We start from the raw sequence: 14502 nt of genomic DNA, 5'->3' as shown, positions 1-14502 counted from the left end.
AGGAGGTCAGCCGGGCGCCCCGCCGAGCGGTGAGCCGGACGCGGCCCCGCCGGGCGGTCAATCGGGCAGTCAGCCGGGAGGTCAGCGGAAGACGCCCGGGGGCGGGGCCGGGGAGGGGGCGGCGGTGGCGTCCGTGGCGGGGACGGCCCCGGCGGCGAACGCGGTGAGGGCGGGGCCGTGTTCGACCCGGCCGAGGGCGGCGTCGGAGGCGACGCGGCGGGTGAGGTCGGCGATCGGGAGGGGGGCGTGCGCGCCGGCGAGGACGAGGTTGCCGAAGCGCTTGCCGCGCAGGACGGCGGGGTCGGCGACCAGGCACAGTTCGGGGAAGACCGCACCGAGGGTGGCGATCTGGGAGCGGGCGAAGGGCAGCGCCGAGCCGTCGGCGATGTTCGCCGCGTACCAGCCGCCGGGGGCGAGGGCGCGGGCGGCGAGGGCGGTGAACTCGACGGTGGTGCAGTGGGCCGGGGTGCGGGCGCCGGAGAAGACGTCGGTGATGACCAGGTCGGCGCTGCCCTCGGGGGTGCGTTCGAGCACGCTGCGGGCGTCGGCGCCGCGCACCTTGATCTGCCAGCTGCGTTCCAACGGCAGCTCGGTGCGGACGAGTTCGGTGAGCGCGGTGTCGATCTCGGCGACCTGCTGGCGGGAGCGGGGCCGGGTGGCCGCGACGTAACGGGCCAGGGTGAGGGCGCCGCCGCCGAGGTGCAGCACGGTGAGCGGGCGGCCGGACGGGGCGACCAGGTCGATCAGGTGGCCGAGCCGGCGCTGGTACTCGAAACCGAGGTGGGTGGGGTCGGCGAGGTCGACCATGGACTGCGGGGCACCGTCGATCAGCAGCGACCAGGCGGCGGGGCGGTCCCGGTCGGGGCGCAGTTCGGCGAGGCCGGAGCCGACCGGGCGGGTGAGCGGGCCCTGGGCGTGGGTGCGGCCGCCGGGGCCGGTGACGTCCGGCCCGGTGTCGCGCTCGGTGCCGCGGCCCGTGCCCCGGGCTGCTCTGCTGCTTCGTCCCATGACCGCCATTATCGCCGCCGGGCGGGGAGGCCTCGCCGGTCAGGGAGGTCCGGGGGCGTGCCAGGTGGATCCGGCCGGAGGGGCGGGCCAGGCTCGCGGGCCCGGCGGGATCCGCACGGCACGCCCGCTAGAACGGGCCGAGGCCGCCTGCGGTGAGCGTGCAGGCGGCCTCGCAGAGGGCGGATCGGAGCACCCAGGCGTCGGTGGGGCGGGCGGCGCAGGCGGCGCCGGAGGGGGGCATCACCCACCGTGGGTCGGTGGCGGTCGGCAGCAGGGCGCCGGCGGTACAGGAACTGCCGGGCAGGTGCCAGGTCTCGCTGGTGCCGGCGGGGACGAGGAAGGTGACGGTGCTGCCGTTGCGGCTCTGCAGGACGGCCCCGCAGGCCCTGCGCAGCCGCAGGATGTCCACCGCCTCCAGGCCGTGCCGCAGGGCGACCGTCACGGTGTCGCAGGTGGTGACGAGGGTGTCCTGGTCCGGTCCGGGGCCGAGGCGGTGGCCGGGGTGCCGGCCGCCGCGGGGGGCGCGTCCGCCTTCGACCGGGCCCCGGCCGGGGATCCGGTCGTCGGCCGGGTCGGGGAGCAGGGCGGGGGCGGCGCCGGCGAGCACGCCGCCGGCGGCCGGTCGGTACTGCGGCAGTCCGGTGGCCATCATGGGCCCTCCTGTACCTCGTCGGGTCGGAAGCGCCGCCGCCCGGGAGGTGGGGGCCGCTGGGACGGACGGCAGGCCGGGGCGACGGCCTGGGCTTCCACGTATCAGGACAACGCGGCGGACACCGCGCAGGCCACGGGGCGCCTTACAGCAAGGCATGGCATTTCATGGCGGATAACCCGCAACCACGCCCGCTTTATACCGAATTGGGGGCACATCTCCCAGGAACCGGCTGTGGTCGACCGGTCACGCCCGGTACTGTCGGTGGCGGGTCGCAACGACCCCACCGGCCACACCGGGCCGTTCCCGCACCGTCGCGCACCACCGTGCCGACACCCGGACCGTACCCGCACTTCGCCCCCGCACCCGACACCCGCGCACCTCCGGCGCCGCCGGCCGCGCGCCCGCACCACCACCCTCCGCACGACCACGGAGCGCACCATGGCAGCCACCCCACCGGCCGAGCCGAACCGCCCGTCACCCAACGCCGTGATGCGCGCACTGCGCGGCGACCGCTCACCCGGCGAGTTCGCCATGGCCGTGCGCCGGGCGGCCCGGGAGATCGGGGAGCACGTCTCCTGCGACGCCCGCTACGTCGGACGGGTCGAATCCGGTGAGATCCGCTGCCCCAACTACGCCTACGAGCGGGTCTTCCGGCACATGTGGCCGGATCGCACGCTCACCGAACTCGGCTTCTCCCCCCGGACCGCCGTACGCCGCCGCCCGGCGGACGGTGCCGGCGGGAGGGCCGAAGCCCCCCCGCTCCACCCACCGTTCCCGCCCCCGCCCGCCCCGCGCTCACCACTCTCCACTCAACTCCCGTACGCTGCCTCGCCGTACGCGGATCCAGCCGCTCCGACCAGGCCCCCGTGGCCGAAGGCCGTCGCGGTGCCCCGGGGGCCTGATGGATCGCCCTATCTCGACGAGGAGAACGACGACGTGCGTCGCCGTACGTTCCTGGCCGGCGGCCCGACCGCGCTGGCCACCGTGATCGGCATCGACCGGCCGACCGTGGCCGCCGCCGCGGCCGCCGGCAGTGCCCCCGCCGACCCCGCCGCACCGGTGCTGTTCGAGCCCGGCCCCGGCGCCTTCGTGCCCGGCCGCCCCGGGCCGGTACCGCCACCCCGCAAGGTCGGCGCCGCCGAGGTGCTCGGCGTCGAGGAGGCCGTCCGGGAGATCCGGCTGGCCGACGACGCGCACGGCGGCGACACCCTGTTCGAACGCGCCGGGCAGTCGCTGCGCACCGCCTACCTGCTGCTCAACGAGGGCGAGTACAGCGCGGAGACCGAACGCCGGCTCCAGGCCGGAGCCGGCGAACTCGCCATCTCGGTGGGCTGGTTGGCGCACGACTCGAACCGGCTGGCAGACGCCCGCTCGCTCTACGCCGAGGCGCTCGCCACCGCCCGGATGGCCGGCGACGCCGCACTGGAGGCGCACGTGTTCTGCAACAGCGCCTTCCTCGCCCGGGACGCCGGCCGCCCCCGCGAGGCGCTGCGCGCCGCCCAGGCCGGGCAGGTCGCCGCCCGCCAGCTGGACTCCGCCCGGCTGCTCGCACTGCTGGCCATGCGGGAGGCCGGCGGCTGGGCGCTGCTGCAGGACCGCGCCGCCTGCGAACGCGCGATCGCCCGGGCGTACACGCTGTTCGGCCGCGGCCGCTCCGAGGACGATCCGGAGTGGATGTCCTTCTTCGGCGAGGCGGAGATCGCCGGCCTGCAGTCGCAGTGCTGGTCCGCGCTCGGCGACTGGGACCGCGCCAGCGAGCAGGCCGGGCTGGCCATAGCACTGCAGAAGCCGCACTTCGTCCGCAACCGGGTGCTGTACACCGCCGAGCTGGCCCACGACCGGCTCGGCCGGGGCGACTTGGCGGGTGCGGCGCACCACGGTTCGGCCGCCGTGGCGCTGTTCGGCGAGGTCCGCTCGGCCCGGATCCGGAGCATGCTGGCGGACACCGCCGAACGGCTGCGCCCGCACGCCGCCGTGACCGAGGTGCGCCACTTCCTGGCCGGGTACGACCAGGCGACAGCCGCCTGAGGGAGGGATCCTGACAGTCCGTCAGTGACCGGCGGCCAGGCCCTCCAGGTGGGAGAGGTCGTTCCAGACCTCCACGGCCGGCGCGCCGTACTCCCAGGAGAGCACGCAGAGCGCGGCGGTGCCGAGCTTGAAGCGCTGGGCGAACTCGGGCGGCAGGCCCAGCCAGCGCGCGGTCAGGATGCGCAGCAGGTGGCCGTGCGCGAACAGGACGACGTCCCGGTCCGCGCAGTGCATGACGGTGGTGTCCGGCTCGGGGACGCCGTGCTCCTCGTTGAGGCCGGCGAGGAAGGCGTCCACCCGGGCGGCCACCTCGGAGAGCTTCTCGCCGCCGGGCACGCCGTCGCGCCAGATCAGCCAGCCGGGGTGGTCGGTGGCGCGGATGTCCGCGCCGGTGCGGCCCTCGTACTGGCCGTAGTCCCACTCCAGGAGCTCCGGGCGCTCCACCGCCCGGTCGCCGAAGCCGGCCAGGGCACAGGTCTCCTCGGCGCGGCCGAGCGGACTGGTGTAGACGAGCGCGTCCGGCAGCCCGTTCCAGGGGGCCTTGGCGAGGCGGGCGCCGAGCGCCCGGGCCATCGCCCTGCCCTCCTCGGTCAGCGGGATGTCGGTGCGGCCGGTGTGGCGGCCGGTGGCCGACCATTCGGTCTCGCCGTGGCGGACCAGCACGATTCGGGCGGGCATGGCAGGCTCCTCGCAGCGGGGCGGTGGCAACGGTCGGTCTCACCCTTGAGCACCGGGTTCCATGATCCCTCACCCGGACGGCGGGCACGATCGCGGGCCGGGCCGAAACGGCCCGGAAGGCGACGGCGGGCCGAAACGGCCCGGAGGGGGCGGCGGACCGAAACGGCCTCGGTGCCCGGGCCGGCCGGGTCCCGGGGTGTCCCCACCCGGCACGCACGCGCGGTTCAGGCCGGAACAGGCCGGTCCGCACCGCATTGTCGGACCCGGGTGCGACACTGGGCCGCACCATGAACGTCTCGACGAACGTCCCGTCCACCGGGCACGCTGAGCCGCTCGCCCAGCGGCTCGCCGAACTGCGCGGTCCCGCGCCGCAGCGCAGCCTGAACGCCCGTTCCCTCGCCGCGCTCGCCGCCAATCCGGGCTGCCACCGCCGCGCCGTGCTCGACGCGGCGGGGGTGGACAAGTCGACGCTGGCCGCCCGGCTCGGCCGCCCCGCGCCCTTCGGGCAGTCCCCGTTCGCGATCGCCCGCGGCGTGATCTTCGAGTCCCGGCTGAAGGCGGACGACTACGCCGCGCTGCTGGAGCCGCTGCGCGGCCACCTCGGCGTCCCGGCGGACGGCGGCACCCCGTTGCAGGTGCCGGACCTGCTGCACCGTTCCGGGCCCGCCGTCCGGGCCGACCGGACGGTCGAGGCGCTGGCCCGGGCCGCCGCCGACCCGGACGCCTGGACGCTGCTGGACCACCCGATGCTGCGCCTGGACGTGGCCGGCGGCACCGCCTACCTGGAGCCGGACGCGGTCGTGGTGCACGGCGGGCGGTGCACGGTGGTCGAGATCAAGTCCTTCCCCGTGCTGGACGGCGGCGCGGACCCGGCCAAGGTCGGCGCCGCCGCCCGCCAGGCCGCCGTGTACGTGCTGGCGCTCCAGCGGACCGCCGCCGCGCTGGCCGGCCACCCGCTCGACGCCGACCCGTACACCGAGCAGCGGCTGCCCGGCAGCCCCCGGTCGAGCGTGCTGCTGGTCTGCCCGAAGGACTTCGGCAACCGGCCGACGGCCGTCGCCGTCGACGTCCGCCGCGAGCTGGCCACCACCCGCCGTCAGCTGAGCCGGATGACCGGCATCGACCGGCTGCTGGCGGAGCTGCCGGCGGGCGCCGACTTCGACCTGGCGGCCGACGAGGAGGGCGTGCCGGCCCGCTCCGCCGAGGAGCTGACCGCCTCGGTCCAGGCGGTGCCCGCCGCGTACGGCCCGGACTGCCTCTCCACCTGCGAGCTCGGCTTCCACTGCCGCGCCCAGGCCCGCTGCGGCGACCGGGTCGAGCAGCTCGGCCGGGGCGTGCGCGGCGAACTGGGCAGCATCCGGACGGTGACGCGGGCCCTGGCCGCCGCCGAAGCCGGCACCGCCGCCGTGGCCGAGAACGCCGACCTGGACGACAACGCCGACACCGCCGACACCGACGTGGACGAGGCGGCCGACCGGCTGGCCTACGCGGCCGCGCTGCGCGCCGAGGCGCTGGGCAAGGCCCCGACGGCGGGCCACGCATGAGCGGGCGCAGCACGGCCGTACGCGAACGCGGCGGGCCCGAGGCGGGGGCGGGCGCATGAGCCTGCTGACCACCCTCGCCCGGCTGGAGGCCGTCCGCAGCGGGCGGGCCGAGCCGCTGGCCACCGTCCGGCACCGGCACCTGTCCGACCGCCCGATGGTGGTCGTGCCGCTGACGGCCGCCGGTGAGGCCGGCGCGCCGCTGGCGGTGCTGCTGGGCACCGACCGGGACGCGCCCCGGCTGCACCTGGTACCGCAGCCGCTCAACCGCACCCTGCGGTTCGACTTCCTGGCCGAGCTGGCCGCCGACCTGCTGCCGTACCTGGAGTCCTTCGCCGAGGACGTGGAGCAGATCGAGGGCTCCGAGAAGGACCCGGAGACCGGCGAGAAGACCCAGGTGTTCCGCGAGCTGTGCGCCGACGCGCCGCAGCTGATCGTGCCGAACGGCGCGGGCGTGCGGCACCTGGCCCTGCTCGGCCGCTCCACCCGGTTCCGCCGCACGGTCGAGGACGACGAACCGGGGCCGTACCCCGCGCCGGTGCGGGTGCCGCTGCTCGGCCGCTGGCTGACCCACCTCACCGACCGCGCCCAGGTGCCCGGCACCAGCCTGCTGCTGCCGATGACCGGCCTGCTGGCCCGGCACTGGGCCACCGGCCAGAGCCACCTGGAGGACCAGCACCTGGCCGCCCACCTGGCCTGGCACGCCCCGCCGGACGGCCTGACCGGTGCCGAGGCGGCCGAGCGCGCCGAGTCCGGCCGCGACGACCGGGGGCAGCTGCTGCACCCGCCGGCCGGCCCGGCCACCGATCCGCGCTTCGACGAGTTCGTGCTCGCCCCGGCGATCGCCCGCTACGACACCGCCACGGCCGCCCTTCAGCACAGCACCGAGCAGCGCGACGAGGCCGCCGCCGAGCGTGCCCGGGCGGCCGTCCGGGCCGCGGTCGAGCAGTTGCGCGAGGTGCTGGCGGCCGTGCTGCTGCCCACCTGGCGGGACGTCTGGCGCGGCCTGGACCTGTTGCGCGGGCTGCCGCCCGCCGGGCACCTGGCGGAACGCTGGACCGGCGACCGCTGGTCCTACACCGGCCACCGGGACCGGCTGGCGGCCGGCGAGCCGCCGCAGCCGCGGCAGGACGACGCCGTCACGGCCGCCCGCAAGCTCGCCCAGCGCGAGCGCGAGCAGACCCGGCTGGACGTCCAGGAGGCGCTGGACGATCCGCTGGCGATGGCCGAACACCGGCTGTCCGGCGAGGCGTTCAGCGGCGTGGTGACCGAGGTGGTGCCGGACTACGACACCACCGGCCGCTCCCCCAAGCCGCGCCCGCTGATCACCCTGCGCACCGCCGACCGCCCGCACGCGGACCTCGGACGGGAGGCGCACCGGGTGTGGGGGTCCCCCCAGCCGGAGGCCGGCGGCGGCCGGTCCCCGCAGAAGGCGGAGATCGCGGCGGTCGACCCGGCCGGGGGCACCATCACCCTGCGCTTGCTGTCCGGCATGGGGCGCAGGAAGGAGCCCGAGCCGGGCAGCCTGCCCGAGCCCGGCGATCCGGTCACCTTCACCCTGTTCGAGCTGACGGTCCGCCAGTCCGCGCCGCTGCCCGAGCCGGACGACACCCCGTGGACGCACGGCGGCCCGCCCGGCGCCGCGCCCGCACCCGCCCCGTCCGTCTCCGAGGAGTGGGAATGATGGCCGAGTCGAGCGCCGAGCAGGCACCGGGCGCGGCCGCCGACGCCGCCGTGGCCCGGATCCTGACCGCGACCGTCCACCCGGCGGCCGGCGCCCCGCGCGGCGTGGTGGTCGATTCCCCGCCCGGCGCCGGGAAGTCGACGCTGGTGGTGCGGGCGGCCCGGGAGCTGGTCGAGGCCGGCGAGCGGCTGATGATCGTCGCCCAGACCAACGGCCAGGTGGACGACCTGGTCGGCCGACTCGCCGAGAAGGCGCCGGACCTGACGATCGGCCGGCTGCACGCCGCCGACGCCCGGCCCGGCCCGGAGGTGCTGAAGCACGCCAACGTCACGCCCTCCGACAAGGTCGCCGAGCTGGTCGAGCACGACGTGGTGGTCTCCACCTCGGCGAAGTGGCAGTGGGTGCGGGCCGAGGCGCCGTGGCGGCACGCGATCGTCGACGAGGCGTACCAGATGCGTTCGGACGCCCTGCTCGCGGTGGCCCGGCTGTTCGAGCGGGCGCTGTTCGTCGGCGACCCGGGCCAGCTGGACCCGTTCACCGTGGTCGGCACCGAGCAGTGGGCGGGTCTGTCGTACGACCCGTCGAGCAGCGCCGTGGTCACCATGCTGGCGCACAACCCGCAGATCGAGCCGCACCGGCTGCCGGTCTCCTGGCGGCTGCCGGCCAGCGCGGCGCCGCTGATCTCGCGGGCGTTCTACCCGTACACGCCGTTCCGCTCCGGCACCGGGCCGGACGACCGCCGGCTGAGCGCCGCCGTCCGGCCGGACGGCGGCGCGCTGGACGCCGCGATCGACCGGGCCGCCGAGCACGGCTGGGCGCTGCTGGAGCTGCCCGCCCGGCACACCGTGCGGACCGATCCGCAGGCGGTGGCGGCCGTCGCGGCCACCGTCCGGCGGTTGCTGGAGCGCGGGCTGACCGCCCGGTCCGAGCAGGGCGAGGCGCCTCTCACCGCCGACCGGATCGCGGTCGGCACCGCCCACCGGGACCAGGCCGCGGCCGTCCGCGCGGCCCTGCTCAGGGTGGGCGTCCCGGTGGACCAGACGGTCGGCCCGGCCGTCACGGTGGACACCGCCAACCGGTTGCAGGGCCGCGAGTACGACGTCACGGTGGTGCTGCACCCGTTGTCCGGGCGGCCCGACGCGACGGCCTTCCACCTGGAGACCGGCCGGCTGTGCGTGCTCGCCTCCCGGCACCGGCACGCCTGCATCGTGGTCGCCCGGGCCGGGATCGGCGAGCTGCTGGACGAGCACCCGTCCACCGAGCCGGTCCAGCTGGGCGTCCCGGTCGCCTTCCCGGACGGCTGGGAGGCCAACCACCAGGTGCTGCACCACCTGAGCGGCCACCGGGTGCGGCTGGGCTGACCGGCCGGGCGGGTCAGGCCTCGGTCCCGGTCCCGGTCTCGGTCTCGGTCTCGGTCTCGGTCTCGGTCTCGGTCTCGGTCTCGCAGGCGGCGTAGGCCCGGACGGTCCCGTGCTCGGCCCGCACCGCCCAGGTGCTCGGGTCGTCGGGGTTCGGCGCGTTGACCAGGACGGCGTCGCCGGAGGCGGCGGGCCGGAAGGCGTAGCCGCCCCCGGTGAGGTGGGAGCCCTGGGGGCAGGTCGCCATCGACCAGCCGCCCGGGCCGCTCCACGGCCCGGTCACCACGACGGTCGTCTCGGCGGCCCCGGCCGCAGGTGCCGCGGCCAGCCCGAGGGCCGGGGCGATCAGCAGGAGTCCGGCCGCGAGGCCCTTGCGTAGGGGCATGGGTTCTCCCTGGGTGGTGGATCGCTGGAACACCCGGGACAACGACGGCCCCGGCGCCCCGACGCCACCGCACGCGCCCGACCACCCGAAGGAGTAGCGCGACCCCGGCGCGTGCGGGGGAATAGCGCCCGCACGCGCACCGTTCCGTTACCGGCCGCCGCCGCGCGACAATGGACGGCGGCCACGGCCGTGCGGCGCGGCCCGGAGCAGCCGCCGCCCACCCCCACCGAGACCCGGAGGTGTCCGTTCATGCCCGACTCCCACACGAAGGCGTCCGACCACGGCGGTCAGGCCGACCCCGCGCGGCGTCTGCGTCCGGTGCAGCTGCTGTTCGAGCCGCAGTCCGCCGAACCGGAGCCGGAACGATTCTTCGATCTGGAGTCGATCGACGACCCCGCGGACCTGCTGCGCCGCTCCACCGAGCTGGCCCTGGCCTTCCGGACGGCCGCCGAGCGGGCCACCGACTTCCAGGCGGTCGCCGCCGCACAGCTGGCGGACCCGCGCCGCTTCGACGCGCTGTCCGACGCCGAGATCGCGCAGCGGGCGGACTGGACCCCCGACTACGCGGCCAAGATGATCGAGTACGGCCGCGGGCTGCTCCAGCCCCGCCGCCACGAGGACTGAGCGCAGCCGGGCACGGGGCGCCGGAGCGCCGGGCCCAGGTGCTCCGGCATCAGCCGCTGGCATATGCGCGAGCGGGGAAGGGTACGCCGTTCCCCGTCGTCCTGTACGGCAAACCGTGCTTTCCCTCCCGTCCGGCCCGCGGACGGCACAGGCTGCTGTCCGTGGACATCTGGACGTATCAGTCGGTGGAGTACGTCACCGTGGCCGGCGAGGCCTGGCTCGCCTCCGCCAGCGAGTACCCGCGCAGCATGCGCGCCCTCTGGGAGGCCCGGCCGTGGGCACCCTCGGTGCTGCCCTGCGGGCGCGCCTTCGACGTGATCAGCATGCCGTCGCTGTTCGGCCGCCGGGTGCTGGACGAGCTGTGGGCCTCCGGGCCGGGCTGCGGGCCGGTCGCCTCCTACCGGGGGCGGACGCTGCTGTTCGTCCAGCCCGGCGCGGGGCCCCGGCTGCGCAGGCTGCTGGCCTGGGAGGAGTGGGCCCGGGACGTGCCGCCCCTGCTGTGCCACGGCAAGGGCGACGCGGTGACCGTGCCGCCGGTGCAGCGGATGGTGAACGGCCCGGACTCCCCCGGGCTGGGCTCCGGCCGGTGGATCGTCGCCCCGGAGGACCGGGAGCCGTGGCTGCCGGGCGCCTCGGTGGTGCTGTGGGCGTGCGTGCGGGCGGCCCGGGAGCCGGCTGCGGCCGTGCCCGCCGGAGCGGCGGCCGTGACCGGGGGGTGAACGGAGGACGGCCGGTATTCGATTTTGGCGCGGACCCCGGGCGCTGCTAAAGTCTTCTCTGTCAGCAGGCGCCGCTAGCTCAGTTGGTTAGAGCAGCTGACTCTTAATCAGCGGGTCCGGGGTTCGAGTCCCTGGCGGCGCACAGACAGCCGAGAGGCCCCTTGCGAAAGCAAGGGGCCTCTCCGCGTTTCCCGCACGAACCGGCGAACCGGCGGATCAGCGGATCAGCGGATCAGCGAACAAGGAAACAGGACCGGGCCGCCCGCCGGAGCGGACGGCCCGACCGGGGCTCAGCGGCCGCGCAGCGCGCGGTAACGGGCGACCAGCTCGGCGGTGGAGCTGTCCAGCTGCTCGGCGCCCTCGCCGGTCAGCAGCACCGGCTCGATCCGCTTGGCGAGCACCTTGCCCAGCTCGACGCCCCACTGGTCGAAGGAGTCGATGTTCCAGATCGCGCCCTGGACGAAGACCTTGTGCTCGTAGAGCGCGACCAGCTGGCCGAGCACCGAGGGGGTCAGCTCGGCGGCCAGGATGGTGCTGGTCGGGTGGTTGCCCTGGAAGGTCTTGTGCGGAACGAGTTCGGCGGGCACGCCCTCGGCCGCCACCTCCTCCGGGGTCTTGCCGAAGGCCAGCGCCTGGGTCTGGGCGAAGAAGTTGGCCAGCAGCAGGTCGTGCTGGGCGACCAGGCCCGGGAGCAGGTCGGCGACCGGCTTGGCGAAGCCGATGAAGTCGGCCGGGATCAGCTTGGTGCCCTGGTGCAGCAGCTGGTAGTAGGCGTGCTGGCCGTTGGTGCCGGGGGTGCCCCAGACCACCGGGCCGGTCTGCCAGGTCACCGGCGAACCGTCGCGGGTCACCGACTTGCCGTTGGACTCCATGTCCAGTTGCTGAAGGTAGGCGGTGAACTTCGACAGGTAGTGCGAGTAGGGCAGCACGGCGTGCGCCTGGGCGTCGAAGAACGCGCCGTACCAGACGCCGAGCAGGCCGAGCAGCAGCGGGACGTTCTGCTCCGGCGGCGCGGTGCGGAAGTGCTCGTCGACCAGGTGGAAGCCGTCCAGCATCTCGCGGAAGGCGTCGGGGCCGATGGCGATCATCAGCGAGAGGCCGATCGCCGAGTCGTAGGAGTAGCGACCGCCGACCCAGTCCCAGAACTCGAACATGTTGTCGGTGTCGATGCCGAAGTCCCGCACGCCCTCGGCGTTGGTGGACAGCGCGACGAAGTGCTTGGCCACCGCCTCGGTGCCGGCGCCCAGCCCGGTGAGCAGCCAGTCTCGGGCCGAGACCGCGTTGGTGATGGTCTCGATGGTGGTGAAGGTCTTCGAGGCGACGATGAACAGCGTCTCGGCCGGGTCGAGGTCGCGCACCGCCTCGTGCAGGTCGGCGCCGTCCACGTTGGAGACGAAGCGGACGTCGAGGTCGCGCTTGGCGAACGAGCGGAGCACCTCGTAGGCCATCGCGGGGCCGAGGTCGGAGCCGCCGATGCCGATGTTGACGACGGTGCGGATCGGCTTGCCGGTGTGGCCGCGCCACTCGCCGCCGCGGACCCGCTCGGCGAAGCCGGCCATCTTGTCGAGGACGGCGTGCACGGCGGGCACCACGTTCTCGCCGTCGACCTCGATCACGGCACCGCGCGGGGCGCGCAGCGCGGTGTGCAGGACGGCGCGGTGCTCGGTGTTGTTGATCTTCTCGCCGCGGAACATCGCGTCCCGCAGCTCGGCGACGCCGGTGGCTGCGGCGAGTTCGCGCAGCAGCTCCAGCGTCTCGTCGGTGACCAGGTGCTTGGCGTAGTCCACGTGCAGGTCGCCGACCTGGAGGGTGTAGCGGCGGCCGCGCTCCGGGTCGGCGGCGAACAGCTCGCGCAGGTGCGTCTCGCCCAGCGCGGCCCGGTGCTTGCCGAGGGCGGCCCACTGCGGGGTGCGGTCGAGCGGGGTGCGGGCGTCGGCACGGGTCTCCGACATCGGTGGTTCCTCGATTCATCTGGGTGCGGAAACCGGCAGGGCCAGGCGGTGAGGGTCTCGCGAGGTCGTGCGGGTACTGGTGGTACTGGTGGTGCGCCGACTCCGTTGACGGCCTGCCCGGGCTCAGCCTATGCAACCGCGGAGCCGGTCGCGCACATTCCGCCCGGCGGGGCCGGACAGGCCGTCACTTGCGTTCCGAGCGCAGGTCCAGCCCCCGCAGCACCTGGTCGACCAGCTCCGGGTCTGCGCCGAGTTCGCTGCGGGCGGCGAGCATCTCGCGCCGGGAGGCGGCGATCATCTCCTGCTCGACCTCCCGGGCGGCCCGCCACTGGCTGAGCCGCAGCTTGGCCTCGGCGGCCTCCTCCTCGGCGTAGTTCTCCGGGCAGAGCCGGGCCAGCCGGTCGTGCTGACGGTCCCGCAGGCGGTCGGCGACCTCGGCGGGCAGCCGGTCCTGCTCCTCCAGTTCGCCCAGCCGCCTGAGCCCGGCCTTGGCGGCCCGCCACCAGAGCTGGCGGACGGCCTGCTCGTGCTTGTCCTGGTCGATGTCCAGTTCGAACCGCTTGGCCAGCCAGGGCAGGGTGAGACCCTGCACCAGCAGGGTGAACAGCACCACGCTGAAGGCGATGAAGACCAGGCGGCCGCGCTCGGGGAACTCCTCGCCGGAGTGGAGGGTGAGCGGGATGGCGAGGGCCAGGGCGACGGTGGCCACGCCGCGCATGCCGGACCACCAGAGGATCACGCTCTCCTTCCAACTGAACGGGGTGTCCTCGTCGTCGCCGCTGCGCAGCTTCTTCGACAGCCAGCCGGCCGGCAGCAGCCAGAGCAGCCGGACCACCACGACCACGCCGATGACCACGGCGGCGTCGCCGATGAAGCCGGTCCAGCCGCGGCCGGCCTCCTTGAGCACGGTGGCCAGCTCCAGGCCGATCAGGCCGAAGGCGACGCCGGTGATCAGGATCTCGACGACCTCCCAGAAGGCGTTGCCGACCAGCCGGAAGGAGACGGCGTCGGCGTCGGAGGCCCGCTCGGCGAGGTAGAGCGCGCAGACCACGACGGCGAGCACGCCGGAGCCGTGGATCTCCTCGGCGATGGCGTAGGCGGCGAAGGGCACCAGCAGGTTGAGCGCGACCTGCTGGGTCGGGTCGTCCAGGCGCTCGGCGAGCTTGGTGTTGACCCAGCCGAGGGCGATGCCGACGACCACGGCGAGCACCGCGGACAGGATGAAGCGCAGCACCGCGTGGCCGACCGAGAAGTCGCCGCTGACCACCGCCTCGATGGCCAGCGAGTAGACGACGATCGCCGTGACGTCGTTGAACAGGCCCTCGCTCTCCAGGATCGACACCAGGCGCCGGGGCAGGCCGACGCTGCCGGCCACCGCGACGGCGGCCACCGGGTCGGGCGGGGAGACCAGCGCGCCGACCGCGATCGCGGCGGCGACCGGCAGGGCGGGCAGCAGCCAGTGCACCGCCCCGGCCACCGCGGCCGTGGTGACCACCACCAGGGCGACGGCCAGCAGCAGGATCGAACGGACGTTGGCCTTGAAGTAGCGCACCGAGGAGCGCCGCGCGACCGCGAAGATCAGCGGCGGCAGGACCAGCGGGAGGATCAGCTCGGGCTCGATGGTGACGTCCGGGATCTGCGGGACGAGCGCCATGACGATGCCGAGCAGGGTCATCAGGACCGGTTGCGGCACTCCGGTCCTGCGTGCGAGCGGCATGGTCACCACGGAGGCGAGCAGCACCAGGAAGAACAGGGGCAGCTGGCCCACAGAAACGTTCCTCTCCACAACGGACGGCTGAGCGCCGCCCAGGATAAATCTGACAATGCGCCCATCGGTGAAGACACGCCGAACAATCGCTTGACCTCAAGCGGA

The 14502-nt window shown here is 75.1% G+C and carries 12 protein-coding genes and 1 tRNA gene; 7 read left to right on the top strand and 6 right to left on the bottom strand.

Going from position 1 to position 14502, the window contains the following annotated elements; genetic code table 11:
- Positions 1 to 81: 81 nt before the first annotated feature.
- Positions 82 to 1017 carry a spermidine synthase gene (locus ACIO9K_RS20705; protein WP_400331678.1) on the bottom strand — a complete coding sequence of 312 codons (936 nt, stop codon included), beginning with the start codon at positions 1015 to 1017 and terminating at the stop codon, positions 82 to 84.
- Positions 1018 to 1135: 118 nt separating this feature from the next.
- On the bottom strand, positions 1136 to 1660 hold the full coding sequence (locus tag ACIO9K_RS20700) for a hypothetical protein (RefSeq protein WP_363619934.1): 525 nt from the start codon (positions 1658 to 1660) through the stop codon (positions 1136 to 1138).
- Between the two features lie 438 nt (positions 1661 to 2098).
- On the opposite strand from ACIO9K_RS20700, the gene ACIO9K_RS20695 reads away from it, so the two are divergent.
- A complete protein-coding gene (locus ACIO9K_RS20695) occupies positions 2099 to 3688 on the top strand; it encodes a tetratricopeptide repeat protein (protein ID WP_400331675.1) in 1590 nt (529 codons plus the stop codon).
- 21 nt (positions 3689 to 3709) lie between these two features.
- Here the strand turns inward: ACIO9K_RS20695 and ACIO9K_RS20690 are convergent, their stop codons facing one another.
- Positions 3710 to 4366: a histidine phosphatase family protein gene (locus tag ACIO9K_RS20690; RefSeq protein WP_363583574.1), complete on the bottom strand. Its 657-nt coding sequence runs from the start codon at positions 4364 to 4366 to the stop codon at positions 3710 to 3712.
- Between the two features lie 287 nt (positions 4367 to 4653).
- Here ACIO9K_RS20690 and ACIO9K_RS20685 point away from each other — a divergent pair, with 287 nt between their 5' ends.
- The 3 genes from ACIO9K_RS20685 to ACIO9K_RS20675 are packed head-to-tail and all read left to right on the top strand — an operon-like array spanning position 4654 to position 8952.
- Positions 4654 to 5910, top strand: a complete 1257-nt coding sequence (locus tag ACIO9K_RS20685) for a hypothetical protein (RefSeq protein ID WP_363619938.1) — start codon at positions 4654 to 4656, stop codon at positions 5908 to 5910.
- A gap of 55 nt (positions 5911 to 5965) precedes the next feature.
- On the top strand, positions 5966 to 7591 hold the full coding sequence (locus tag ACIO9K_RS20680; protein ID WP_400331672.1) for a hypothetical protein: 1626 nt from the start codon (positions 5966 to 5968) through the stop codon (positions 7589 to 7591).
- Entirely contained in the window at positions 7588 to 8952 is a 1365-nt protein-coding gene (locus ACIO9K_RS20675; protein WP_400331670.1) for an AAA family ATPase, read from the top strand. Before ACIO9K_RS20680 ends, ACIO9K_RS20675 begins: the two co-directional genes overlap by 4 nt.
- 13 nt (positions 8953 to 8965) lie before the next feature.
- Here ACIO9K_RS20675 and ACIO9K_RS20670 read toward each other — a convergent pair whose 3' ends face one another.
- Positions 8966 to 9334: a hypothetical protein gene (locus ACIO9K_RS20670; RefSeq protein WP_400331668.1), complete on the bottom strand. Its 369-nt coding sequence runs from the start codon at positions 9332 to 9334 to the stop codon at positions 8966 to 8968.
- Between the two features lie 249 nt (positions 9335 to 9583).
- Here ACIO9K_RS20670 and ACIO9K_RS20665 point away from each other — a divergent pair, with 249 nt between their 5' ends.
- From ACIO9K_RS20665 to ACIO9K_RS20655, 3 genes are all read left to right on the top strand, one after another.
- Positions 9584 to 9958 (top strand): hypothetical protein, encoded by a 375-nt coding sequence (locus ACIO9K_RS20665; protein ID WP_363583584.1) that lies wholly within the window; start codon positions 9584 to 9586, stop codon positions 9956 to 9958.
- 161 nt (positions 9959 to 10119) lie between these two features.
- Complete coding sequence (locus ACIO9K_RS20660; RefSeq protein ID WP_063349288.1) at positions 10120 to 10677, top strand: bifunctional DNA primase/polymerase; 558 nt, start codon at positions 10120 to 10122, stop codon at positions 10675 to 10677.
- Between the two features lie 68 nt (positions 10678 to 10745).
- Positions 10746 to 10819: transfer RNA gene (locus tag ACIO9K_RS20655), tRNA-Lys, on the top strand.
- A gap of 148 nt (positions 10820 to 10967) precedes the next feature.
- On the opposite strand, the gene pgi is transcribed toward ACIO9K_RS20655, so the two are convergent.
- Positions 10968 to 12629 carry a glucose-6-phosphate isomerase gene (gene pgi, locus ACIO9K_RS20650; protein WP_350882566.1) on the bottom strand — a complete coding sequence of 554 codons (1662 nt, stop codon included), beginning with the start codon at positions 12627 to 12629 and terminating at the stop codon, positions 10968 to 10970.
- 184 nt (positions 12630 to 12813) lie between these two features.
- Positions 12814 to 14397 (bottom strand): Na+/H+ antiporter, encoded by a 1584-nt coding sequence (locus ACIO9K_RS20645; RefSeq protein ID WP_363619946.1) that lies wholly within the window; start codon positions 14395 to 14397, stop codon positions 12814 to 12816.
- Positions 14398 to 14502 lie beyond the last annotated feature (105 nt).

Source organism: Kitasatospora sp. NPDC087271 (assembly GCF_044744605.1).
GTDB lineage: Bacteria > Actinomycetota > Actinomycetes > Streptomycetales > Streptomycetaceae > Kitasatospora.
This window is presented reverse-complemented; position numbering and strand designations above follow the sequence as displayed.

What these genes read in the sequence shown, in the direction of transcription:
- pgi (WP_350882566.1), bottom strand. Translation starts at nt 12,629, where the DNA reads ATGTCGGAGACCCGTGCCGACGCCCGCACCCCGCTCGACCGCACCCCG.
- ACIO9K_RS20665 (WP_363583584.1), top strand. Translation starts at nt 9,584, where the DNA reads ATGCCCGACTCCCACACGAAGGCGTCCGACCACGGCGGTCAGGCCGAC.
- ACIO9K_RS20705 (WP_400331678.1), bottom strand. Translation starts at nt 1,017, where the DNA reads ATGGCGGTCATGGGACGAAGCAGCAGAGCAGCCCGGGGCACGGGCCGC.
- ACIO9K_RS20670 (WP_400331668.1), bottom strand. Translation starts at nt 9,334, where the DNA reads ATGCCCCTACGCAAGGGCCTCGCGGCCGGACTCCTGCTGATCGCCCCG.
- ACIO9K_RS20695 (WP_400331675.1), top strand. Translation starts at nt 2,099, where the DNA reads ATGGCAGCCACCCCACCGGCCGAGCCGAACCGCCCGTCACCCAACGCC.
- ACIO9K_RS20685 (WP_363619938.1), top strand. Translation starts at nt 4,654, where the DNA reads ATGAACGTCTCGACGAACGTCCCGTCCACCGGGCACGCTGAGCCGCTC.
- ACIO9K_RS20700 (WP_363619934.1), bottom strand. Translation starts at nt 1,660, where the DNA reads ATGATGGCCACCGGACTGCCGCAGTACCGACCGGCCGCCGGCGGCGTG.
- ACIO9K_RS20675 (WP_400331670.1), top strand. Translation starts at nt 7,588, where the DNA reads ATGATGGCCGAGTCGAGCGCCGAGCAGGCACCGGGCGCGGCCGCCGAC.
- ACIO9K_RS20690 (WP_363583574.1), bottom strand. Translation starts at nt 4,366, where the DNA reads ATGCCCGCCCGAATCGTGCTGGTCCGCCACGGCGAGACCGAATGGTCG.
- ACIO9K_RS20680 (WP_400331672.1), top strand. Translation starts at nt 5,966, where the DNA reads ATGAGCCTGCTGACCACCCTCGCCCGGCTGGAGGCCGTCCGCAGCGGG.